The following is a 22,523-nucleotide window of genomic DNA, read 5'->3' as shown; positions in this document are numbered from 1 at the left end:
CAGGAAGGAACGATAAATGACCCTGGAAAATCTTTCTCCCGAGACCCTTGCCCTTCACGGCGGCTCCTGGCGCGCCGATCCCGCCACCGGCGCCGTTGCCGTACCTATTTACCAGACCACGTCTTACCAGTTCCAGGACACCGGCCATGCCGACCGGCTGTTCGCCCTCGATGAGATCGGCCATATCTACACGCGCGTCTCGAACCCGACGCAGGATGCGCTGGAGACCCGCATCGCGGCGCTGGAAGGGGGTGCTGCTGCCCTTCTTGTGTCCTCCGGCCAGGCGGCCTCAGCCTATTCGGTGCTGAACCTTGCCGGCGCCGGCGACAACATCGTCTCCGCCACCGATCTCTATGGCGGCACCTGGGCCCTTTTTGCCGCGACCCTGAAGCACCTGGGCGTGGAAGTACGGTTCGTCGATCCGTCCGACCCTGAGAATTTCCGCCGTGCCACTGATGCGCGGACACGCGCCTACTATGCGGAATCGCTGCCCAATCCGAAGCTGCAAGTCTTCCCGATCAAGGAAGTCGCCGACATCGGCCGGTCGCTCGGCGTGCCGTTGATTATCGACAACACCGCGGCACCGCTGAGCATCAGGCCGTTCGACCATGGCGCGGCTGTCGTGGTCTATTCGGCGACGAAATACATTGGCGGCCACGGAACCTCGATCGGCGGCATCGTCATCGATGGCGGCAACTTCCCCTGGGAAGACCATGCCGAACGCTTCCCGACGCTGAACCAGCCCGATCCAAGCTATCACGGCAAGGTTTGGGTCGAGGCGGCCAAAGCGCTTGGACCGGTGGCGTATGTACTGCGCATCCGCACCGTGCTTCTGCGCGACGTCGGTGCCGCGATCAGCCCGTTCAATGCCTTCCAGCTGCTGCTGGGCCTGGAGACGCTGCCCTTGCGCATCCGTCAACACAATGAGAACGCCATCAAGGTGGCGGAGTTTCTGCGCGGTCATCCAAAGGTAAGCAACGTCATCTTCCCACGCTACCAAAGCGGCGAGAGCAAGCGCCGGGCCGATGCCTATTTCCGTCAGGGCAGCTACGGCGCGCTGGTCGGGTTCGAACTCAAGGATGGCCGCGAGGCTGGACGTTCCTTCATCAACGGGTTGAAGCTGCTCTACCACGTCGCTAACATCGGCGATGCGCGCTCGCTGGCTATCCATCCATCGACCACGACCCACTCGCAGCTTTCGCCGGAAGAGCAGCTCGCGACCGGCGTGACGCCCGGTTATGTCAGGCTTTCCGTCGGCATCGAGCATCCCGACGACATCATTCGCGATCTTGAACAGGCGCTCGATCAGGCCGTCGGCGATCGCGAATTGAAGGCCGCCTGAGGCATTTCTGCTGGCGAACAAATCGTCGGCTCCACATCGATCCGGTCACAGGAGGGTACAATGACTTCCAGCAGGAAAATCGGGGCAACATCGAAGATCTCGCGGCGCGGCGTGTTGCGCGCCGCCGGCACACTCGGCGTTGGCGCCGCAGCTGTGGCCCTGCTCGCCAGGCCGACCAGCTACGCCATAGCCGGCAATGCGACCAAGGTGCGGTTATCATGGACCGAGTTCGCGGCCTGCCATTCGCCGATCGCCTTCGCCCTTTCGAAGGGCATCTATGCCAGGCATGATCTCGACATCGAACTCTACTATCAAGGTGCCAGCGGCCAGACGCTGATCCAGTCGATCGCCACCAACAAGACGGATGCCGGCGCCGGCTTGCTCTATGACTGGGTCAAGCCGCTGGAGCAGGGGCTGGACGTCAAGCTGTTCGTCGGCTCACATGGCGGCTGTACAAGGCTGCTGGCGTCCAAGGCCTCCGGCGTCACCACGCTCGAAGGTCTGAAGGGCAAGACCATCGTCTCCTACGACGTCGCCAGCCCGCCAAAGCACTCCTTCCAGGTTGCGCTGGCCAAGGCAGGCCTCGATCCCGAAAATGATGTAAACTGGCTCAACGTGCCGTTCGATCTGGTCGGCGAAACGGTTGGTAAGGGTCAGGCCGATGCGCTGGCGCATCTCGATCCGTGGGCCTATTCCCACAAGAAGAAGTTCGACCTTGTGGAAGTCGCCAACACGCAAACCGGCTCGTTCGAAGGTGCAGTCTGCTGTGTGCTTGGCGTCAATTCGGCTTTCCTGGATGCCAACAAGGATGCCATCCGGCGGTTGGCCGAGGCCGACATCGAGATCCACGAATATGCCGCGGCGCATTCAGATGAGGTGGCAAAGTGGTTCGTCGACAATCTCAACCCGGGCTTCCCCTTTGAAGATATCCGCGACGAGATTGCGTCATGGGTGTTGCACAACCATCCGGTCGGCAAGGACCTGCAGGATCAGGTGAAGCATGCGGCCGCTGATCTGTCGCTGATCAAGGTGCTCGATCCCACCACCGACCCGGCGGAACTCGCGCAGCGGGTGACGGTCGACATTCTGGCCTGACGGTTGCGGTGATGAGCGCAGCGATCGACGAGGACGCAGGCGAAAAGAGTGTTTCTTCCGCTTCTGCCGGGCCCGTGTGGAAGCACGGGCTCTATGCCGCCTCGGCTTGGCTGCTCGCTGCCGTTGTCACGATTGCCTTCCCCGATGTCGTTCCGTGGGGTAGCCGCGATGTCTTCGTCGCCCTGCTGGTCGCCGGAGCGATGATCCTGGCCGGTCTTGCATTCAGCGTCGAAAAGCTTGGCGGATTTGGCCGCGGGCTGATGCACTACGGTCCATGGCTGATTGTGCTGGGCCTTTGGTTCGCGGTCTGGGAGTTGATCACCGCCAAGCTCGGCTGGATACCGAAACCATTCTTCACGCCGCCGCACGGCCTCCTGCATGTCTATATCGTCGACTGGCAACGCATCCTCATCTGCATCGCTTACACCGCGCGGCTGTGGACCATCGGCTTCTTCAGCGGCATCATTGTCGGCTTCATCGGCGGCGTGGCGCTAGGCTGGTCCAAAAACTTCGCCTATTGGGGCATGCCGGTGCTGAAGCTGATCGGCCCCGTGCCGGCGAGCGCCTGGATCCCGGCAACCTTCTTCCTGTTCCCGACGACGTTCCAGGCCAGCCTGTTCCTGGTCGCGCTTGCATCCGGCATACCGGTCGCGATCCTGACCGCGTCGGGCGTCAACTCGGTCAACCGCTCCTTCTACGACGTGGCGCGTACGCTTGGCGCCAGCAGCCGCTATCTGGTTCTTCGCGTGGCGATACCGGCCGCTCTGCCGCATGTCTTCGTCGGGCTGTTCATGGGGCTGTATTATTCCTTTGCCGTGCTGGTGGTCGCCGAAATGCTCGGCGCGAAATACGGTCTGGGCTGGTATCTGCAGTTCCAGACAGCCTATTCGGCCTACGCCAACGTCTACGCGATGCTGATCGTCATGGCATTGCTCTGCTCGGGTCTGGTCAAGCTGCTGTTCGTCGCGCGCGACCGGCTGCTCGGTTGGCAGAAGGGTGTCGTACAATGGTAGCCTTCGGCACCACTCGCGTCGCGGTCGATAACTCTGCCGGTCTTTCCGTCGACTTTCACGGCGTCTCGCATCAGTACGATCTGGATGGGCAACCCTTGCCGGTGCTGCGCCAGATCGACCTGGCCGTGGCGCCAGGCGAGTTCGTGGCGCTGCTCGGTCCGTCCGGCTGCGGCAAGTCGACCCTGCTGCGGCTGGCGGCAGGGCTGGAACGGCCAAGCAGCGGTGAGGTGCTGGCAAACGGGACAATCGTCGCCAGACCGGATCCGTCGCGCGTCCTGGTGTTTCAGGACCCGACGCTGTTTCCGTGGCGGACCGTTCGCGACAATGTCGCCATCGGGCCGGAAGCGCGCGGCGTCCTGCCTGGCAGTCAGAAGCGGATCGATGGTGTGCTTCGCCTGGTCAAGCTCGAGGCTTTCGCCTCCGCCTTTCCGCACCAGCTGTCCGGCGGCATGGCGCAACGCGCCGCGCTGGCGCGTGCCCTGATCAACGACCCGCGCCTGCTGTTGCTCGATGAGCCGCTGGGCCGGCTGGACTCACTCACCCGGCTGACCATGCAGGAGGAGCTTTTGGCGCTCTGGCGGCAGGCCGGATACACGGTCATTCTGGTCACCCACGATGTCGAAGAAGCGCTGCTGTTGTCCGGGCGCGTCATCGTGCTGACCGAGCGCCCGGCACGCATCAAGGCCGAGGTCGCGGTCGATCTGCCCTACCCCCGTCGGCGTGACGATCCGCGCATCGTAGCCCAACGCCAGCACATCCTCGAGATTCTCGGGTTCTCGGCATGACCGAAAATACGTCGGCATCGGTCAGAAAACTGTTTTCGCCGCGCTGGCTGGAAGCGGCGGGAATTGTCCTGACGCTCATTGCTCTCGTCTGGTGGGCGATCGTCTACGCACAGGTCATGTCGAACACCGGATTTCCAATCGAGCGCACCCTGCCATGTCTGCTGCAGACGTCTGACCGCTGCTCGCTAGCCATGTCGTTGTGCAAGACTTGGCATTTCCTCGGCATCCGGCGCTATTCGCCCGAACTGTTTTGGGCCGGAGCGATCATTTCCAGCTTCGCGCTTCTGTGGGGGAGCTTCATGCAAGATCCAAAGCAGAAAAAAGAAGGAACCTGACCATGCCCAGAATTGTGCCGGTGCTCGATCTGAGCCGTCTCGAACAAGGTGCCTCCGAATATCGTACCTTTCTCCTGGACCTGCGCACGGCGGCGCGAGACGTTGGCTTCTTCTATCTCAGCGGCCACGGAATTTCGGCCTTGGAGATCGACGACGTGCTCGATGCCTCGCGCCGGTTCTTCGCGCTGCCGGAGGCCGACAAGCTGGCGATCGAAATGGTCAAATCCCAGCAGTTCCGCGGCTACACCCGCGCCGGCGGCGAACTGACCAGGGGCGCGGCCGACTGGCGTGAGCAACTCGATTTAGGCGTCGAGCGCCAGCCCATAGCGCAGGGACCTGGAATTGCACCTTGGACACGGCTGCAGGGGCCGAACCAGTGGCCGTCTGCATTGCCGGAGCTCAAGCCGGCACTGCTCGCATGGCAGGCCAAGGCGACCGCGGTGGCGATTCGGCTGTTGAAAGCCTTCGCACTATCGCTCGATCAGCCCGAGGACGCCTTCGACGCGATCTACCGGGACTCGCCCAACCATCGCATGAAGATCGTCCGTTATCCCGGCCGTGACGCGACCGAAGGCGACCAGGGCGTCGGCGCGCACAAGGATGGCGGTTTTCTGACCCTGCTTCTGCAGGACGACAACAAGGGGCTGCAGGTCGAATATGACGGAAGCTGGGTGAATGTGGATCCGCTGGCGGGAACGCTGGTCGTCAACATCGGCGAACTGCTCGAACTGGCATCGAATGGCTATCTGCGGGCCACCGTGCACCGCGTCGTGACGCCGCCTGCCGGCGTCGAGCGGATTTCCGTCCCGTTCTTCTTCAGCGCGCGGCTCGATGCGACCATCCCGCTTCTTGGCCTTTCCGAGGAACTGGCGGCACAGGCGCGCGGACCGGCAAGCGATCCCGACAACCCGTTGTTCCGCGATGTCGGCACCAATGTGCTCAAAAGCCGGCTGCGTTCACATCCCGACGTGGCACGCCGCCACTATGCCGATCTTCTCAAGACCGGAACGGCGGGTTCGTGAGCTCAGCGGCGCATGAATTTTTGCCGTTTCATTTGTTTTTTGGAATGCCATTCGTCGCCAAGGCTTCGAAATAAGCCCAAAAAGGTAAAATCGTTCGGCGGTTTCCTCCCATTCCGCTGGACGGTGTTCCCCTCTGAAGGTTTTGACCTTCTATTGGCCGGGCCGTATTCGAGCCCGGCCATTTTTTGCCGCGCGATCTCCATCTTCAGCGGCGCGAACATATCCTTCGCATAAGCAATCCATTCGGGAACGGCGCGGTTCGCATTCGCCGCCAATGTGCATATTCGAAGCAATCTGCTTTCCGGACAGGCAAAAAAATGGATTGCCGTTCCTTAGTATACAAAACTTATAGAGTTAACTTCGGGGCAGTCGAACAGAGCGGGGGACGTTCCGCGATCGGCTGACAACAATGAACCTCAGGAGTTGACTGACATGACGATTGCAATGCGGCTTGGCGCCGGTTGGAGGACGGCACTGGCGACGACGCTGGTGGTGGCGGCGGGATTGTTCTCGACCGCGACCTATGCGGGCCCGACGCTCGACAAGATCAAGGAGCGTGGCTCCATCAAGGTCGGTGTCGGCACGACACCCGGTTTCTTCTCGCCGGACAGCAACGGTCGCTGGCAAGGCTTCTTCGCCGACTATGGACGCGCCCTGGCGATCACTGTCTTTGGCGACCCGGACAAGGTGGAGTTCACCAACTCTTCGCCGCAGCAGCGCCTGCCGGCGCTCCAGGCCGGCGAGTTCGACATTCTGCTGTCGGGCGTGACGGTAACGATCACGCGTGCCTTCCAGCTCGGCTTCCATTTCGGTCCGACGGTTTTCTACGACGGCCAGGGCATCCTTGTGCGCAAGGATCTCGGCGTCACCAAGGCTGCCGACCTGGACGGTGCCACGATTGGCGTTCAGAGCGGTACGACCGGCGAGTTGAACATCGCCGATTTCTTCCGCAAGACCGGCAAGAAGTTCACACCGGTGACGATCGAGGACACCGGCGAGTTCATCAACGCGCTGGAGACAGGGCGCGTCGACGCCATCACGCAGGACTCGTCCGATCTCGTTGGCAAGCGCACCCAGCTGAAGAAGCCTGATGACTACATTATCCTGCCCGAGCGGCTGTCGAAGGAGCCGCTCGCACCGGCAATCGCCGGTGGCGACGACCGCTGGCTCGAAATCGTCAACTGGACGGTCAACGCAACCATCCAGGCCGAGGAATGGGGCATCACCAGCAAGAATGTCGACGAGTTCCTGAAATCGCCGGATCCGGCCATCCAGCGCTTTCTCGGCGTCGACCCGTCGCTCGCCCAGGCGATCGGCCTCGATCCGAAATGGGCCTATAATATCGTCAAGACCGTCGGCAATTACGGCGAAATCTATGACCGGAACCTGAAACCGCTCGGTTGGGAGCGCGGCTACAACAGCCTGTGGACCAACGGTGGTCTGCTGTACTCACCGCCGTTCCGCTGAGACCCTTCAGCCAATGTCATTGACGGACGAAACCGTGCCGGGTCCAGACGGACCCGGCATGTTACGCAAGGTGTCCAGGTGGTGGGGCGACTGGCCGCTGACCCAGATCGCGGTGATCGCGGCTGTCATCGCCCTGTTCTGGCTGCTCGGCCACAACACCGCCGGGACCATGGCGCGCATCGGCATCACGCCGGGGTTCGACTTCCTCGGCAGGCCGGCGAATTTCGAGATCGGCGAGGCGCCGATCGCCTTCAGGGCGGGCGACCCCTATGCGCGCGCGATCCTGGCCGGTCTTCTGAACACGCTGACGGTGGCAGCGCTTGGATGTCTGCTCGCCACGATCCTCGGCGTTGCTCTCGGTGTTGCCGGCCTCTCAGGCAATCTGTTGCTGGCCGCGCTCGTGCGCTGGTATGTCGAGATCGTCCGCAACACGCCGCTTCTGCTTCAGCTGTTCTTCTGGATTTCGCTGGCAAAATCGTTTCCCTCGCCACGCCAGGCGCTCTCGGTCTTCGGCAGTTTCTTCCTCACCAACCGGGGCGTGTTCGTTCCCGGGCTCGCCTTTCATGGTGTGTCGGCGCCGACGCTCTGGCTGCTTGTCGGCCTCGCCTTGGCCTATATGGCTTTCCTTTGGAGGGCGCGGCGCGAGGGCAGCTTGCCTGCCAGGCGGCTGGGCATCGCAACCGCGGGGCTGCTGGCTGGCGTTGTGCTGACCTTTCCTCTAACCGGAGCCGGTGCGAGCTGGGAGATACCGGCGCTGGCTGGCTTCAACATTCGCGGCGGCTACAATCTGACGCCGGAATTCACGGCACTGTTGACGGGCCTGGTGGTCAAGTTTTCGGCGGCTATCGCCGAGATCGTGCGAGCCGGCATCCAGTCGGTCGACCGTGGCCAATGGGAAGCGTCCCGGGCGCTTGGCCTGCACAGCGGCCAGATCATGCGGCTCGTCGTGCTGCCGCAGGCCTTGCGCGTCATCACGCCGCTGACAACGTCCAGCTACCTGGACCTGACCAAGGATTCCAGCCTTGCGGTTGCCATCGGCTACCCTGATCTCGTCAGCATCATCAACACCACCGCCAACACGACCGGGCAGTCGCTGGAAGCGCTGACACTGCTGATAGGCATCTATCTGGCGATCAACCTGTCCGTATCGGCCGCCATGAACCACTACAACCGGCGTGTCGCTCTCAGAGGAATTGCGAGGACATGAGCATCTCCGACGCTGTTTACCTACGACCGTGGCGATCGTCGGCAACGCTGCGGACGTTGAAGATCGGGCTTTTCGGCACCCCGCTCAATTCAGTCATCACCCTGGTTACGGTGGCGTTGCTGGGCTGGATCGTACCGCCACTGCTGCGCTGGGGCGTATTCGACGCGACATGGACCGGAACCTCAGCCGACTGTGCACTCGCCAACGGGGCATGCTGGGCGTTCGTGGGGGCGAAATTCCGCTTCATCCTGTTCGCCTTCTATCCGCCGGCGCTGCAATGGCGCCCGCTCGTCGTCATGGTGCTGCTGCTGGGGCTCCTCGTCATCACCGCTCAGCCGCGATTTTGGCGCAAGGGATTGCTCGTCGCCTGGCCTGTCGTCGTCGTCGCCAGCTGGATCCTGATGTCCGGCACGCTGGTGCCTCCCGCCGTCCCATCGAACCAGTGGGGCGGGCTGGCCGTGACGCTGTTCGTATGGTCGGTCTGCTTCGGACTGGCGACGCCGCTGGCGATCCTGCTCGCCCTGGCGCGGCGTTCCGGCATGGGCGGCCTGCGCACGCTTGCGATCGCCTTTATCGAACTGATGCGTGGCACGCCGATGGTGGCCATCCTCTATGTGGCGATGCTCATCCTGCCAATGGCCATTCCGAATGGCCAGCTGATCGACAAGAATGTCCGGGCGATGATCATGATCACGCTGTTCTGGTCGGCCTATGTCGCCGAGGTCGTTCGTGCCGGCCTCCAGGCGATACCGGCGGGCCAGCACGAGGCCGCGACTGCGCTTGGCCTCGGCTATTGGCGCACGATGCAGCTCGTTGTCCTGCCGCAGGCGCTACGTCTGGTCATTCCCGGCATGGTCAATCTGGCGATCGGCTTCCTGCTGGCGACATCGCTGCTTGCCGTCATCGGCATTTTCGACCTGCTCAATGCGGCCCGATCCTCGGCGGCCGATCCGCAGTGGCTCGGCTACTACGACGAGGCCTATCTGTTCGCTGCGCTGATCTATTTCGTGCTGTGCTTCGGCGGCTCACGCTACAGCCTCTGGCTGGAGAAATATCTGCGCCGGTCGCAGCGACACTGAGCCTATAAAGCTCGCCGGCGTAGCGCTGTGCCATTTTGCGCTGGCGGCGGGGAAGCGAATGCTGCGGAAGCGCGTGGCGGGGGAACGCAATACCTTCCCCGTGCCTTGATGGAGGTCGATCCTCGTCGAGATTTGTTCAATCTCCAACGTCCGAGATATCCGCCACATGACACGAAAACAACTGCGCCTCGGCGCCTTCATGCGCCCCGTCAGCCTGCACACCGGCGCCTGGCGCTATCCGGGCGCCTATGCCGACGCCAATTTCAATTTCGCGCATCTGAAACGCTTCGCCCAGACCCTGGAAGCGGCGAAGTTCGACGCCTTCTTCATGGCCGACCATCTGGCCGTTCTCAACATGCCGATCGAGGCGTTGCGGCGCAGCCACACGGTCACCTCGTTCGAGCCGTTCACGCTGCTGTCGGCGCTCGCCGCCGTCACTGACCATATCGGGCTGGTCGCCACCGCATCGACGACGTTCGACGCGCCCTATCATGTTGCTCGCCGCTTCGCCTCGCTGGACCATATCAGCGGCGGACGCGCCGGCTGGAACATTGTCACCACGTCCAACCCTGACGCGGCGCTCAATTTCGGCCTCGACGAGCATGTCGAGCATGATGAGCGTTACCGGCGGGCGCGGGAATTCTACGAGGTCGTCACCGGCCTGTGGGACAGCTTCGCCGACGATGCCTTCATCCGCGACGCCGAAAGCGGGCTCTATTTCGACCCCGCAAAGCTGCATGTGCTTGACCACAAGGGCGAGCATCTCTCGGTGCGCGGTCCGCTCAACATCGCGCGGCCGGTGCAGGGCTGGCCGGTCATCGTCCAGGCCGGCGCCTCGGAGGCGGGGCGACAGCTGGCTGCCGAAACGGCGGAAGTCATTTTCGCCGCCCATGCCGATCTCGCGGCTGGCCAACGCTTCTTTGCCGACGTGAAGGATCGCGCCCAAAAACTCGGCCGGTCGCGCGACGACATCAAGATCCTGCCCGGTGCCTTTGTCGTGGTCGGCGACAGCGTCGAGGACGCACAGGTCAAACGGGCGAAGCTCGACAGCCTCGTCTATTACGAAAGCGGCATTGCCTCGCTGTCGATTGCGATTGGCCATGACGGGTCCGGTTTTGATCCCGACGCGCCCTTGCCCGAAATCCCCGAGACCAATGCCTCGAAGAGTGGCCGCGAGCGCGTCATCGAACTGGCACGCCAGGAGAACCTGACCGTCAGGCAGCTTGCGCAACGGCTGGGCGGCTATTTCGGGCTTGCTTTTGTCGGCACGCCTGAAACAATCGCCGACGAGATGGAGGAATGGCTGGTTGCCGAGGGCTCCGACGGGTTCAACATCATGTTTCCCTACCTGCCGGCAGGGCTCGATGATTTTGCCGAGAAAGTGGTGCCGGAATTGCAACGGCGAGGCATCTTCAGGCGGCAATATGAGGGGTCGACACTGCGCGAGAATCTCGGCCTGAAGCGGCCGCCCAACCGGTTTTTCGAGTAGAACATCCTTCGCGGAGAGGCTCCCAGGCAAGCGTCCGCGGTCATCGTTTGCGCCAGGATTTGCCTGCCCAGCTTCCCCGTCACCACATCATGAAGGAGGCGACGTCCGCGTCCGAGACCTTGCCGGCGTTGACGTCGGCGATCGCCTGATCGACGATCGCCACGCCCTCCGCCACTTCGTCTTCCGTCAGCGTCAGCGGTGGCATGAACTCCAGCACATTGGCCTTCAACCCGACATAGGTGAAGGCTGCACCCAGCTCATAGCCGCGATAGATGATCTTGGCCGTGGTCGCCGCCGCAACCGGCTCACGTGTCGTGCGATCCTTGACCAGGTCGACGCCGATGGCAAGGCCGCGCCCGCGCACATCACCGATGATCTCATGCCTGGCGGCAAGGGCTCGCAGCGCGTCGGAAAACAGCATGCCGATCCGCGCCGAGCGCTCGACCAGGCCGTCCGTCTCGATCGTCTTCAGCACCGCGTTGCCGGCCGATGTCGCCACCGGATTGCCGGCGGTTGTCTGCAGCGCGAAGGCCGGCGCATGGTCCATGATCTCCTTAGGGCCGATCACGGCCGACAACGGCAAGCCACCGCCGATGCCTTTGCCGAAGACGACGAGGTCCGGCGTCAGTCCTTCATGCTGGAAGCAGTGCATCTTGCCGCCGCGAGCGAGCCCGACCTTGACCTCGTCGACGACAATCTTGATGCCGTGCTTGCGGCAACGCTCCTGCAGCGCCTTGAGGAAACCCGGCGGCGGCACGATCAGTCCGCCATCCGACATCAGCGGTTCGATGAACACCGCCGCGACCTGATGCGGCGGGCAGGTGGTCTCGAACTGGTAGTCGAGCAGGGCAAACACGTCCTCGCTGCTGAAATTCGGGCGGTACGGATCGGGATAGGGCAGCAGAAGCACGCCCGGCCGGGGCAGCGTATGGGTCATGGCGGTATGGCCGCTGATGCCCATCGAGCCGGAGAGATTTCCGTGATAGGAGCCGATGAACGAGATGAAGCGCGAACGGCCGGTGGCCGCCTGCAGCACGCGCACCGCGCAGTCATTGGCGTCCGATCCGGAATGGCCGAACCAGACGCGCCGTTCGCCTTCTCCGGGCGTAATCGCCAGCAGCCGCTCCGCCAGCGATACAGCCGGCTCGTTCGGGTAGAGCAGCAGGCTCGCGCCGGCCATGTCGCGGATCGACATCTCGACCGCTTCGACGACGGCCGGATGGCCGTAGCCGAGCACCGCCGGACCGGCCGATCCCGACAGGTCGAGCAAGGAGCGGCCGCCTTCCTCGATCAGCCGGTTGCCCCGGCCGCCGATGACGCTGAGCGGCGAGAAACGCAGCTTGCCGATCTGGGCGATGGTCGCGGCATCACGTTCGCGCAAGCTGAGATTGCTCACGACACGGTTTCCGTATCGAGTGCCGGCAGTGCCGCTGCCAGCCGGTCCGCCCATTCCTCGATGCCGCGCCGTGTCGACAAAAGGTCCTGCCGGATCTCGACGAGGACAGCGGGGATACCGCGATCGTCGCCATGGATGGGCACGGCGTAGTCGGCGTCGCGGCTGATCACATAGGGCACGTTGGCCGCGACATTGAGCGCCGCGTCGGTGCGCAGGCCTGAAAGGATCGCCTCGGCGAGATCGCTTGCATGGTCATGCAGCACGCCGGCATGCCAAGGCCTGCTGACACCGAGGAAGACCGGCGTGAAGGAATGGATCGTCACGATCCGCGTCTGCCGGCCTGCTTGCGCCCGGCGATCGAGATACGCGGCCACCCGGTCATGGAACGGCGAAAAGATGATTTCGGCGCGCCGGATCCGCTCCGTCGCATCGATGCCGACATTGCCGGGAATGTCGGTGTCTTCCGACAGCACCGGAATGCTGCCTGGCGTGCCCAGTGGCCGGTTGAGGTCGATCAGCAGCCGCGAATAGCCGCTGAGGAAGGCCGAAGCATCGAGCTTCGACGACAGCAAGCGGGTCACTTCGGCGGCGCCGATATCCCAGGCGATGTGGCGCTGCAGATGGTGGGCATCGAGGCCGAGCTGCCGATACTCGGCCGGCATGTGGTTGGACGCATGCTCGCACAACAGCACGATATCGGAACGGCCGTGCTCGTTGAGGACCTCGACGGCCTCGGGCCAATCTTTTCCGGTCTGTACGGTCATCAATAGAGCGTCCGGTAGAGATCGCAGATGGAGGCCGGATCGAGACCGGCAAGACGCTCGGCTTCATGTCGCTTGAGGCCGACGAAGGTTTCGATGAAGACAGGCGCGAACCATCCCGTCACGGTGCCGTCGGCCAGCAACGCGTCCAGTGCCGCGGGCAGGGTTTCGGGCAGGCGCACCAGACCGAGACTTGCGCGCTCCGCCTCGCTCATCAGTGTCGGGTCGCCGGTGACCAAAGGTGGCGACGGCAGGCCCGCCTTCAGCCCTTCCAGCCCGGCGCGGATAATCGCCGCCAGCGACAGATAGGGATTGCCGGTGGCGTCCGCCGCCCGGTACTCGATATTGTACTGCCGCGCCGGATCGCGTCCGCCCATCGTCACAGTCGGGCAGATGCGCAGCGTCGCCTCGCGGTCGCGGTCGGCAAGCCAGGTGTAGGACGAACTCCAGTTGTGCGGCTTCAGCCGGTAGAAGGACGACACGCTCGACGCCGTCATCGCGGTCATTCCAGGCAGATAGCGCAGCACGCCGGCACAGAAGGCGCCGGCTTTGGCGGAAAGGCCGCCGGGCTGCGCCGGGTCGTAAGTTGCCGGCTTGCCGGCCTCGTCAACGAAGCTGAAATGGATGTGGACGCCGTTGCCGACGGCAGTTGGCGCGGTTTTGGGCGCGAAGCTCGCACGCCAGCCGGCATTGCGCGCCAATTCGCGCGTGATTTCGCGGATGGCGACGGCGCGGTCGGCTGCCGTCAGCACGTCCGCCGGCTCGTGCGTCACCTCGAACTGCTCGTCGCCGAATTCGGCGATGACCACTTCGGGTGCGACGCCGGCCTCCTCCAGCGCCGCCATCAGGTTGGGCGCGAAGGGGTCTGTGCGGCGCAATGCGGCGAAAGACATCGAATGCGCCGGCGCGAAGCCGCCGTCGGCGACATTGAATTCATGCTCGAAGGCGGCGATGACCGACAGGCCGGTTGCGGCTTTCAAATCGGCCAACGCCTCTTTGAGCATCATGCGGGTGCACCCGAGCCATGGGCTGCCATCGAGCTCGACGATGTCGCCGGCGACCATGTCGAACGGCGTCGCCGATCCGGTGCGTGTCGTGCGAAAGCGCGCCTTGAGATCGGGGATCAGCCGCAGGTCGCCCGACGAGCCCCAGGGGTTGGGATCGACGATCGAGTTGAACGGCGTCAGCGACAGATTGGCCTGCAGCCAGCCGACACCGGTCGTGGCAGTCTTCTGCAACTTGCTTTCGGCAACGAAGCGGCCCCGTGTGACGGCGGAGAGATCCGTGGTGACGACGGCAACCAGAGGCTCGACGGTCGATGTCATGCCGGTTTTCCCAAAGCGTTGAAGCGGGCGACGACCGTGTCGGTGTCGGCCACCCAGCAGTAGCCCCCGAAGGCCTTGAGCGCGATGTCGTGGCGTTCCTGCGTGATGGTGGCGCAGGCATCCGATACGCAGGTGACGAGATAGCCGCGGTCGGCGCCGTCACGCACCGCCATGTCGACGCATTGATCGGTCAGCACGCCGACCACGACGAGATAGCGGATGCCGAGGTTCTTGAGGAGATAGTCGACATTGGTCGAATTGAAGATGCCCGACGACGTCTTCGGCAGCATGATCTCGTCGCCAACCGGTGCCAGCGATGCCACCGGCAGTCCCTCCGGGAGGCTGGGGGCAACATGGATCGGCGTCAGCTTGTGGTCGAGCGAGCGGTCACGGCCGTCTTCGGTCAGGCTCTGGATGATGGTGTGCAGCACCTCGACGCCATTGGCCCGCGCAGCGGCCAGCAGGCGCTCCTGATTGGGGATCGTCTGCGACGATGTCTGCCGGTAGAAATAATGATCGGGGCCGCGCTCCGGATGCGACGGATCGGCGCCCGGCTCCAGCCAGATGCGCTGCATGTCGACGAGCAGCAGTGCCGTTTCGCCGGCACGGAAGCCTTCGTCTCGTTTGGGTAGGGCCTGGGTCATGCTTTGTCGTCCTGCTTTGCTGATTTGGGTCCCGGCGTCTTGCGGGGTCCGGATATCTTGCGCGCGCCGTTGTCTTGCGGGTCGCTGTCGAGTGTCACGGCATTGGCATGCCGCACCTTTTCGAGCCGCTCGATGCGGTTGCGGGCCTCGTCGCCCAGCGTCGAAACGATATGGGCGACCAGCGCTTCCATCTGTGCGATCGCCGGCGCCAGCGTGTCGTAGGGCGAGGCGACTTCGAGCGGACTGACGATGGTGACTTCGGCAAGATCTGATATCGGCGACAGCCATTGGTCGGTGAACAGGACAATGCGAACATCGAGCGCCGCCGCTTGGCTCGCATAGGCCATCACATCAAGCTGATAGCGGCGATAGTCGAACACGACGAGCACGTCGCGGCGGCCGAGGTCGGCGAGCGTGTCGAAGGTCTGCGGAGAAAGCACGCCGAGATCGCGAACCCCGGAGCGAAACTGTACGAGATAGCCGGCTAGCATGCCGGCGATGTGACGGCTGAACCGGCCGCCTACCATGACAATCTCGCCCTTGACCTCCATCAGCAGGCGGGCCGCCCGTTCGTATGTCTGGATGGGTGTTGCGGCAGTGGCTTTCTGCAAGGCCGTGGTGACGCTATCGAGGTATGCCAGCACGGCGCTGTCGTTGGAACCGCTCTGCCGCTTGGCCTCCATCATCAGCAGCGGCGAGTGCAGTCTTGCCTCGACTTCGGCCAGAAGCTTCGCCTGAAAATCCGGAAACCCCTCATAGCCGAGCTTCATCACCAGCCGCACCACGGTCGGGTCGCTGACACCGGCGCGCCGCGCCAGCGACGAAGCGGTGCCGAGGCCGGAGGTCGGATAGTCCGTCAACAGCAGCCGGACGATCTTCTCTTCCGACGGGGTCAGCGCAAGATCCCCGCGCATCAGAACATCGCGTATCGCCATGGGCCTCCCCGAAATCCATGTTCTCTTGTTTTGTCGAGTTTATTACAGAGATTTAAATCTCGGTCAACAATGAAGAGATGTTGACATTGTGCAATCGCTGGCTCTACCTTGTCGGAAAGCAGCCAAGAGACTGTGGGGAACAGCCATGCGAAACGGAAGCGACGTCATCGTCGTCGGTGCCGGTATTGTCGGATCGAGCGCCGCCTATCATCTGGCCAAGGCCGGTGTGAAGGTCACGTTGGTCGAGCAGACCCACCCCGCCGGCGGCCCGTCGGGCAAATCGTCGGCGCTGCTGCACGCCTTCTACCTGATGCCGGAACTGTCGCAGTTGTCCATCCGCGGCCGAGAGATCCTGGTGTCGCTGCCGGAAATCGCGGGCGAAGGATCCTTTGTCACCGAAATCGGCATGATGTGGGTCTGCGGCAACGACAACAAGGTGAGTTGGGCGGCGGCAGCCGAACGCATCCGCGGCGAGGGCGCGCGCATCGAGACATTGTCGCCGCAGGCCTTTGCCGACGCGGCACCCGGCTTTGCGCTGGAAAATGTCGCAATGGCGCTGTGGGAGCCGGAATATGGCTATGCCGATGCCTTCGGCGCCACCAACGCCATCGCCCGTGCTGCCCGCACCAGTGGTGCGAAGATCATGCAGAACACGCTGATCGAGAGCCTCCAGCGGCAGGGCGACCGCATCACCGGCGTCATCTTGACCGATGGAACGGTGTTGGAAGCCGATACGGTCGTCCTGGCCGCCGGGCCGTGGACGCGCCGCCTGCTGGCGACGGTGGGCCTGGATCTGCCATTGCATGTCGAGCGCCATCCGATGGCCGTGCTCGACGCTGCCGGCAAGGCAAGGCAGGTCATGCCATTCGCCTGGTGCGACGACATTTCCTGCAACTATGCTCGGCCCGACAATGACGGCGTCATCCTGGCCGGCACCTGGGCCGGCGGCGGCACCGGCCTGCGCCACGAACATGCAGGCCGCCCGCGCTTTGTCGAAAATCCAGATGATTACATGGAAGGTGTCGAGGAGCAGGAATCGGTCGAGATCCTTGAGACCTTCGCTGACAGAGTCCCGGCCATGGCCGAGCTTGGCATCCGCCCCGGCTATGCCGGGCTCTATGACATGAGCCCCGACGATCTGCCCGTCATCGGCGCCATGCCCGGTGTCGAAGGGCTGGTCGTTTCGGCGGGGTCCTCCGGCCACGGCTTCAAGACCGGGCCGGCCGTCGGTGAGGCCGTGGCCAAGCTGGTCACCGAGGGCGCGCAGCCGATCCTGGCGCCGTTTTCGCCCGATCGCTTCAGGGCCGCGTGATGGCGTCGCCGACGATGAGCGAGAGCAACTCACGTAGCTGCATGCCGGCCGCGTTTCGCAACGCCGCCGCCGATGCCCTGTGCATGGTCGCGGTGCTGCTGCTGGTGGCGCTTGCCGCCTTCATCTTTGGCAGCGCCGCCATGCAACGTGTAGTCACCTATGCAGCGATCATGCTGACGGCGGTGCTTGGCCTGCAGATATTCTCCGGCAACAGCGGCATCGTCTCGTTCGGCCAGGCCGCCTTCGTCGGCCTCGGCGCCTACGCCACCGGCATTCTCACCATGCCGACCGCATTGCAGCGAACGGCGCTGCGCGACCTGCCGCAATTCCTCGCAGGCCATCAACTCTCCTTTGTCGCGGCGCTGGCCGTCGTCCTGGTTCTGGCGGTCGTCATCGGCTTGTTGACCGGCACGCCGCTGCTCAGGCTTTCCGGATCGAGCGCTTCGATCGCAACGCTTGCCATGCTGATCATCGTCTACACGCTGCTGGTGGCCGGGCGCGAGATCACGCGCGGCAGTCAGCCATTCTATGGCGTGCCGCGCGAGGTCGGGCTGTGGACGGCTGCCGCTGTCGCTTCGATGGCGCTGGTGGCGGCGAGGCTGTTTCGCGAAACCTCCTTCGGCCTTGCCACCCGCGCCGCCGCCAATGACGAGCGTGGTGCGGCCGCCGTCGGCGTCGACCAGCGCACGGCGCGTCTGGCCGCCTGGGTGGCGGGCGTCGTCGCCGCCATGGCCGCCGGCGCCATGATGGCGCAATTCCTTGGCGCGTTTTCGCCGCGCGATTTCTATTTCGACCTAGGCTTCACCATGCTCGCTATGCTGATCGTCGGCGGCATGACCTCGTCGCTCGGCGCTTTCGCCGGCGTCATCGTCACCATCGTTTTGGTCGAAGTGGTGCGCCGCTTCGAAGGCGGCGGCGAAGTGCTCGGCCTGCATCTGCCCGTCCTGTTCGGTTTGACCCAGGGCGTGCTGGCCATCGCCATGATCCTGGTCATCTGGCGGCGCCCGACCGGTCTGTTCGGCGAGCGTGAACTGAACCTGCTGCGCCGGCCCGGACGTCAGGCCCTGATGGCTTCAACGGCGCCACCGCGGCATGTCGCGAGTGACCGGCTCACCGCCGACCATCTGTCGCGCCGTTATGCCGGCGTTGTCGCCGTCGACGACGTCAGCCTGAACTTCGAGACCGACAGCATCACCGGCATCATCGGCCCCAATGGCGCCGGCAAGACCACGCTGCTCAACATGCTTGCCGGTGATATCAAGCCAAGTGCCGGCACCGTGTCGGTCGGTGGCGTGGCCCGGCAGGCTTCGGCCTTCCGCTTCGCCCGCTCCGGCGTTGCCCGCACCTTCCAGAACATCCGTGTCTTCCCGCACATGACCGTGCTCGAAAATGTCGTCGTCGCCGCACGCCAGGTGGAACCTGATCTTGGCCATGCCGAGGCGGCGGCCATGGGCGAGCTCGCACGCATGGGGCTGGAGAAATTCGCCGATCAGCCGGCCGCCAGGCTTGCTTATGGCCAGCGCCGCCGGCTCGAAGTGGCGCGCGCTTTGGCGTTGAAGCCGCGCTTCCTGCTGCTCGACGAGCCGGCCGCCGGCATGAACGCCGTCGAGACCGCCGAACTGGTTTCGATTCTATCGACGGTTCGCGCTGAGCGCCGCATCGGCGTGGTGCTGATCGAACACGACATGCGGCTGGTGATGAACCTGTGCGAGCGCATCGTCGTCATCGATCATGGCCGCGTCATCGCCGACGGCACGCCGGGCGATGTCCAGAAGAACCCCGCCGTGATCGCAGCCTATCTCGGCAGCCGCACGGCGCGGGCCAAGACCGCAACGCCTGAAAACCAGACCGCATAGACCGCAACGACCAACGATAAAAATCCAGAAGGAGAACCGACATGCCAAGCCTCTATCGCCTCCATCGCGCCGCCCTGTGCGCGGCCGTGTTCGGCATCGCCGCCATTTCGACGGCCAGCGCCGAGGAGATCATCGTCGGTGCCGCGACCGCGCAGACCGGCGGCCTTGCCCCTTACGACCAGCCGGCACTTGCCGGCCTGCGCATGTCGCTCGACGAACTCAACGCCAAGGGTGGGCTCGGCGGCAAATACACCGTCAAGCTGTTGATCAAGGACACGCGCTCTGACACCGCGCAGACCGCCACTGTCGCCCAGGAACTGATCGACGCCGGCGCCAAGATCATGATCACGCCGTGCGATGCCGATCCCTCGATTTCCGCCGGCCAGCTCACCCAGCCGCTCGGTATTCCGACCCTGACGCTGTGCGGCTCCGCTCCCGTGCTCACCGGCGCGGTCGGCGACGTCATGTTCGGCACCTATCCGGCCGACAATGTGCAGGCGACGGCGGTCGCCGACTTCGCCGTCTCCGAAGGCAAGAAAAAGGTGTTCCTGCTGACCTCGCCGGATTCCACCTACACCGCCAATCTGCCGGAATATTTCGGCAAGGTGTTCGAGAAGAAGGGCGGCGCCATTGTCGGTCGCGGCACCTTCAGCATGGGCCAGCCCGACTTTTCCGCCGAGATCACCAACATCAAGGGCCTGGCCGACAAGCCGGACCTGATCATGACGGCGGCCTACGAGCCGGATTTCCCGGCCTTCATCCAGCAATTGCGCGGCGCTGGCGTCACCATCCCGGTCTATGGCGCCGATGCCATCGGCACGCCGACCATCAAGGCGCTCGGCAAATTGGTCGACGGTGTCGTCTACACCGCGGCTGGCTATGCCGAGCCGGGCAGCAAGCTCGAGGCCTTCAACGCCGCCTTCACCAAATATGCCGGCCACGCACCGGAATCGACCTATGAGGTCAATGGCTACGAGATCGGCCTGATCCTCGACCAGGCGGTCAAGACGGCGGGCTCCGACGACCCGAAGGCGATCCGCGACGCCATCGCCGGCCTCAAGGATTTCGAAGGCATCACCGGCAAGATCACCTATGCCGGCACCGATCGCATGCCGCTGCGGCCGGTGGCGCTGATGCGCTACGAGGGCGGCGAGGGCAAGCATGTCCAGACCCTGATCCCCGACGCTGCCGACGTTCCCGCGCCGTGATGTCATGCTGAGCGTCGAAGTCCTGAAAATCCGGTACGGCGAAGTCGAGGCGGTGCGCCGCGTCGACCTCACCGTCGGCAGCGGCGAGATCATCGCGCTGGTCGGCGCCAATGGCGCCGGCAAGAGCTCGACGCTCGGCGCCGTCGCCGGGCTGGTGCCGGCGGCATCCGGCAAGGTGATCTTCGACGGTGTCGACATCACCGGCCTGGCGCCGGAGGCGATCGCCCGCAAGGGCGTCGCGCTGGTTCCCGAAGGCCGCCGTATCTTCGCCAGCCTGACGGTGGCCGACAATCTGCGTCTCGGCGGCGCGGTGCACCAGCCGGCGGCCGAAGCCCGGCTGCGCGAGGAGGAGATGCTGGAGTTGTTCCCGATCCTGCGCCGCTATCATCGCGTCAAGGGCGGCAATCTGTCGGGCGGCGAACAGCAGATGCTGGCCATCGCCCGCGCGCTCATGGGCAAGCCGCGCATGATCCTGCTCGACGAGCCCTCGCTCGGCCTCGCCCCCCAACTGATCGACACCGTCTTCGACCTGATCGCCGAACTGCGCCGCAAGGGCCTGACCATCCTGCTGGTCGAACAGAATGTGGCCCTGGCGCTCGAAATCGCCGACCGTGCCGTCGTGCTCGCCAATGGCGAGGTGGTGCTGTCGGGCACGGCAAAAGAACTCGCCTCCTCGGACCTCGTCCGCCAGGCCTATTTGGGAGCTTGAGAAGCATGATCGCGCAGCAGATCATCAATGCGGTGAGCCTGGGCGGCGTCTATGCCCTGCTGGCGCTCGGGCTGGCGATCGTCTTTTCCATCGTCGGCCTCATCAACTTCGCCCATGGCGAGCTGATGACGCTGTCGGGCTACGCGCTTCTGGCCTCGCTGGTGCTCGGCTGTCCCTTCCCGGTCACCGTGCTTGTCGCCGTCTCCTGCGGCGCGCTCGCCGCCGTCGCCATGGAGCGCATCGCGTTTAGGCCGATGCGCGGCGCCAGCGTCACCAGCCTGCTGTTGACCAGCTTTGCCGTCTCCAGCCTGTTGAAGGTCGTATTCCAGAACGGCATTTCGGCGCGGCCGCAAGCTGTCGCCATGCCCGGCTGGATGACCGGCGCCTTCTCCTTCGGCGATTTCACCATTGGCGTTGGTCCCAGCATCTCCATTGTCGTCTCGGCACTGGCGCTGATTGCGCTGGAATTCTTTCTGCGCCGCTCGGTGACCGGCACGGCGATGCGCGCCGCGGCGGAAGATTTCGACGTCGTGCGCCTGATGGGCATTCCGGCCAGCCGCATCATCGCCACCGCCTTCCTGCTCTCCGGCCTGCTGGCCGGGCTGGCGGCGATGCTGTGGGTGGCACAGCGCGCCTCGGTCGATCCGCTGATGGGCTTCACGCCGGTGCTGAAGGCCTTCATCGCCGCCGTCGTCGGCGGGCTGGGCAGCTTGCCCGGTGCTGTCGCCGGCGGCTTCCTGCTCGGCATCATCGAGGTTTTGTTGCAGGCGACGCTTCCGGGAGCGATCGCCCCTTATCGCGACGCCATCGTGCTGTCAGGCGTCATCGCCGTGCTGCTGGTTCGCCCGCAAGGCCTGATCCCGGCGGTTCGGGCCCAGCGAAGCTGACCTGATGTATACAAAGCCTGAATTTGCACCGCTGTCGCGCGACGAGGTGTTCGGTCTGATCGAGGCCGCGGCCTTTGCCACGGTGGTGACAGCGGGACCGCAGGGCCTTGTCGTCTCGCATCTTCCCTTCGTGCTCGATCGCGACCGTGGTGAAAACGGAACGCTGGTCTCGCATCTCGCCGGGGCCAATCCGCACAGCACCTTGATCAGCGAAGGCAGGGAGACGGTCGCTATCTTCCACGGCCCGCATGGCTACATCTCGCCGTCCTGGTATCCGCGCAATCCGGTGCGCGACAGCGCGCCGACCTGGAATTTTGCCGTCGTGCATTGCCATGGGCATCCGGTTCCGCTCGACGATCATGCCACCGCAAGGCATCTCTTGCAGCTTGTTGACGTGCTGGAAAAAGATCGCGACGACCGCTGGCGCATGCGCGAGCTGGGGCCAGGCGGCATGGAGCGGCGCATTCCTGGTATCATAGGCTTCGACCTGCCGATCGGGCGGCTCGAGGCCAAGTTCAAGATGGGGCAGGATGAGCGCCTCTACGACACGAGCGAAGCCATCACGGCGCTGGAGCAAAACGATCCGGCGCTGGCGATGATGATGAAGACGCACAACGCGCATCGCCAGGACTGACCGTTTGCATGCGGCAAGGATA

General features: G+C 64.1%; 22 protein-coding genes. 16 read left to right on the top strand and 6 right to left on the bottom strand.

Annotated features, from left to right (window positions below):
• The first annotated feature begins 16 nt into the window (after positions 1-16).
• The 6 genes from EOA13_RS12040 to EOA13_RS12015 are packed head-to-tail and all read left to right on the top strand — an operon-like array spanning position 17 to position 5,592.
• Positions 17-1,342, top strand: a complete 1,326-nt coding sequence (locus EOA13_RS12040) for a PLP-dependent transferase (RefSeq protein WP_127292872.1) — start codon at positions 17-19, stop codon at positions 1,340-1,342.
• A 60-nt stretch (positions 1,343-1,402) separates the two neighbouring features.
• Positions 1,403-2,437, top strand: coding sequence for an ABC transporter substrate-binding protein (locus tag EOA13_RS12035; RefSeq protein WP_127292869.1), 1,035 nt, complete (start codon positions 1,403-1,405; stop codon positions 2,435-2,437).
• An 11-nt stretch (positions 2,438-2,448) separates the two neighbouring features.
• Positions 2,449-3,450, top strand: a complete 1,002-nt coding sequence (locus tag EOA13_RS12030; protein WP_127292867.1) for an ABC transporter permease subunit — start codon at positions 2,449-2,451, stop codon at positions 3,448-3,450.
• Positions 3,444-4,235: an ABC transporter ATP-binding protein gene (locus EOA13_RS12025; protein ID WP_127292864.1), complete on the top strand. Its 792-nt coding sequence runs from the start codon at positions 3,444-3,446 to the stop codon at positions 4,233-4,235. The genes EOA13_RS12030 and EOA13_RS12025 overlap by 7 nt, the downstream gene beginning before the upstream one ends.
• Entirely contained in the window at positions 4,232-4,570 is a 339-nt protein-coding gene (locus EOA13_RS12020) for a hypothetical protein (RefSeq protein WP_127292861.1), read from the top strand. Before EOA13_RS12025 ends, EOA13_RS12020 begins: the two co-directional genes overlap by 4 nt.
• Before the next feature lie 2 nt (positions 4,571-4,572).
• Entirely contained in the window at positions 4,573-5,592 is a 1,020-nt protein-coding gene (locus EOA13_RS12015) for an isopenicillin N synthase family oxygenase (RefSeq protein ID WP_127292859.1), read from the top strand.
• A 2-nt stretch (positions 5,593-5,594) separates the two neighbouring features.
• On the opposite strand, the gene EOA13_RS12010 is transcribed toward EOA13_RS12015, so the two are convergent.
• Positions 5,595-5,867 carry a hypothetical protein gene (locus tag EOA13_RS12010; protein WP_127292856.1) on the bottom strand — a complete coding sequence of 91 codons (273 nt, stop codon included), beginning with the start codon at positions 5,865-5,867 and terminating at the stop codon, positions 5,595-5,597.
• A gap of 157 nt (positions 5,868-6,024) precedes the next feature.
• Between EOA13_RS12010 and EOA13_RS12005 the strand changes: the two genes are divergently transcribed.
• From EOA13_RS12005 to EOA13_RS11990, 4 genes are all read left to right on the top strand, one after another.
• Positions 6,025-7,059 carry an amino acid ABC transporter substrate-binding protein gene (locus EOA13_RS12005; RefSeq protein WP_245486044.1) on the top strand — a complete coding sequence of 345 codons (1,035 nt, stop codon included), beginning with the start codon at positions 6,025-6,027 and terminating at the stop codon, positions 7,057-7,059.
• A 13-nt stretch (positions 7,060-7,072) separates the two neighbouring features.
• Positions 7,073-8,266 carry an ABC transporter permease subunit gene (locus tag EOA13_RS12000; RefSeq protein ID WP_127292853.1) on the top strand — a complete coding sequence of 398 codons (1,194 nt, stop codon included), beginning with the start codon at positions 7,073-7,075 and terminating at the stop codon, positions 8,264-8,266.
• On the top strand, positions 8,263-9,345 hold the full coding sequence (locus EOA13_RS11995) for an amino acid ABC transporter permease (protein WP_127292850.1): 1,083 nt from the start codon (positions 8,263-8,265) through the stop codon (positions 9,343-9,345). The genes EOA13_RS12000 and EOA13_RS11995 overlap by 4 nt, the downstream gene beginning before the upstream one ends.
• 166 nt (positions 9,346-9,511) lie before the next feature.
• Positions 9,512-10,834 (top strand): LLM class flavin-dependent oxidoreductase, encoded by a 1,323-nt coding sequence (locus tag EOA13_RS11990; RefSeq protein ID WP_127292847.1) that lies wholly within the window; start codon positions 9,512-9,514, stop codon positions 10,832-10,834.
• 79 nt (positions 10,835-10,913) lie between these two features.
• Here the strand turns inward: EOA13_RS11990 and EOA13_RS11985 are convergent, their stop codons facing one another.
• The 5 genes from EOA13_RS11985 to EOA13_RS11965 are packed head-to-tail and all read right to left on the bottom strand — an operon-like array spanning position 10,914 to position 15,895.
• Positions 10,914-12,230, bottom strand: coding sequence for an aspartate aminotransferase family protein (locus tag EOA13_RS11985; RefSeq protein WP_127292844.1), 1,317 nt, complete (start codon positions 12,228-12,230; stop codon positions 10,914-10,916).
• The gene (locus EOA13_RS11980) at positions 12,227-12,994 is read right to left on the bottom strand and encodes an N-formylglutamate amidohydrolase (RefSeq protein ID WP_127292842.1); all 768 of its coding nucleotides are present in this window, start codon (positions 12,992-12,994) and stop codon (positions 12,227-12,229) included. The genes EOA13_RS11985 and EOA13_RS11980 overlap by 4 nt, the downstream gene beginning before the upstream one ends.
• Positions 12,994-14,316 carry a glutamine synthetase gene (locus EOA13_RS11975; RefSeq protein ID WP_127292839.1) on the bottom strand — a complete coding sequence of 441 codons (1,323 nt, stop codon included), beginning with the start codon at positions 14,314-14,316 and terminating at the stop codon, positions 12,994-12,996. The genes EOA13_RS11980 and EOA13_RS11975 overlap by 1 nt, the downstream gene beginning before the upstream one ends.
• The gene (locus EOA13_RS11970) at positions 14,313-14,960 is read right to left on the bottom strand and encodes an isochorismatase family cysteine hydrolase (RefSeq protein WP_127292836.1); all 648 of its coding nucleotides are present in this window, start codon (positions 14,958-14,960) and stop codon (positions 14,313-14,315) included. Before EOA13_RS11970 ends, EOA13_RS11975 begins: the two co-directional genes overlap by 4 nt.
• Entirely contained in the window at positions 14,957-15,895 is a 939-nt protein-coding gene (locus tag EOA13_RS11965) for a MurR/RpiR family transcriptional regulator (RefSeq protein ID WP_127292833.1), read from the bottom strand. The genes EOA13_RS11970 and EOA13_RS11965 overlap by 4 nt, the downstream gene beginning before the upstream one ends.
• A 145-nt stretch (positions 15,896-16,040) precedes the next feature.
• Here EOA13_RS11965 and EOA13_RS11960 point away from each other — a divergent pair, with 145 nt between their 5' ends.
• Genes EOA13_RS11960 through EOA13_RS11935 form a run of 6 tightly spaced genes read left to right on the top strand, consistent with a single transcriptional unit; the run spans position 16,041 to position 22,501 of the window.
• On the top strand, positions 16,041-17,207 hold the full coding sequence (locus tag EOA13_RS11960; RefSeq protein WP_127292830.1) for an FAD-binding oxidoreductase: 1,167 nt from the start codon (positions 16,041-16,043) through the stop codon (positions 17,205-17,207).
• Between the two features lie 14 nt (positions 17,208-17,221).
• Positions 17,222-19,063 carry a branched-chain amino acid ABC transporter ATP-binding protein/permease gene (locus EOA13_RS11955; RefSeq protein WP_245490361.1) on the top strand — a complete coding sequence of 614 codons (1,842 nt, stop codon included), beginning with the start codon at positions 17,222-17,224 and terminating at the stop codon, positions 19,061-19,063.
• Positions 19,064-19,104: 41 nt separating this feature from the next.
• Positions 19,105-20,271: an ABC transporter substrate-binding protein gene (locus tag EOA13_RS11950; protein WP_127292824.1), complete on the top strand. Its 1,167-nt coding sequence runs from the start codon at positions 19,105-19,107 to the stop codon at positions 20,269-20,271.
• Positions 20,272-20,275: 4 nt separating this feature from the next.
• Entirely contained in the window at positions 20,276-20,980 is a 705-nt protein-coding gene (locus EOA13_RS11945) for an ABC transporter ATP-binding protein (RefSeq protein WP_127292822.1), read from the top strand.
• 5 nt (positions 20,981-20,985) lie between these two features.
• The gene (locus tag EOA13_RS11940) at positions 20,986-21,867 is read left to right on the top strand and encodes a branched-chain amino acid ABC transporter permease (RefSeq protein WP_127292820.1); all 882 of its coding nucleotides are present in this window, start codon (positions 20,986-20,988) and stop codon (positions 21,865-21,867) included.
• Between the two features lie 4 nt (positions 21,868-21,871).
• Positions 21,872-22,501, top strand: coding sequence for an FMN-binding negative transcriptional regulator (locus tag EOA13_RS11935; protein WP_127292818.1), 630 nt, complete (start codon positions 21,872-21,874; stop codon positions 22,499-22,501).
• Positions 22,502-22,523: the final 22 nt, after the last annotated feature.

It is taken from the genome of Mesorhizobium sp. M7A.F.Ca.US.011.01.1.1 (assembly GCF_003998295.1).
In the GTDB taxonomy this organism is placed as follows: Bacteria; Pseudomonadota; Alphaproteobacteria; order Rhizobiales; family Rhizobiaceae; genus Mesorhizobium.
The sequence above is the reverse complement of the archived record's forward strand: the minus strand, read 5'-3'. Positions and strand labels throughout refer to the sequence as shown.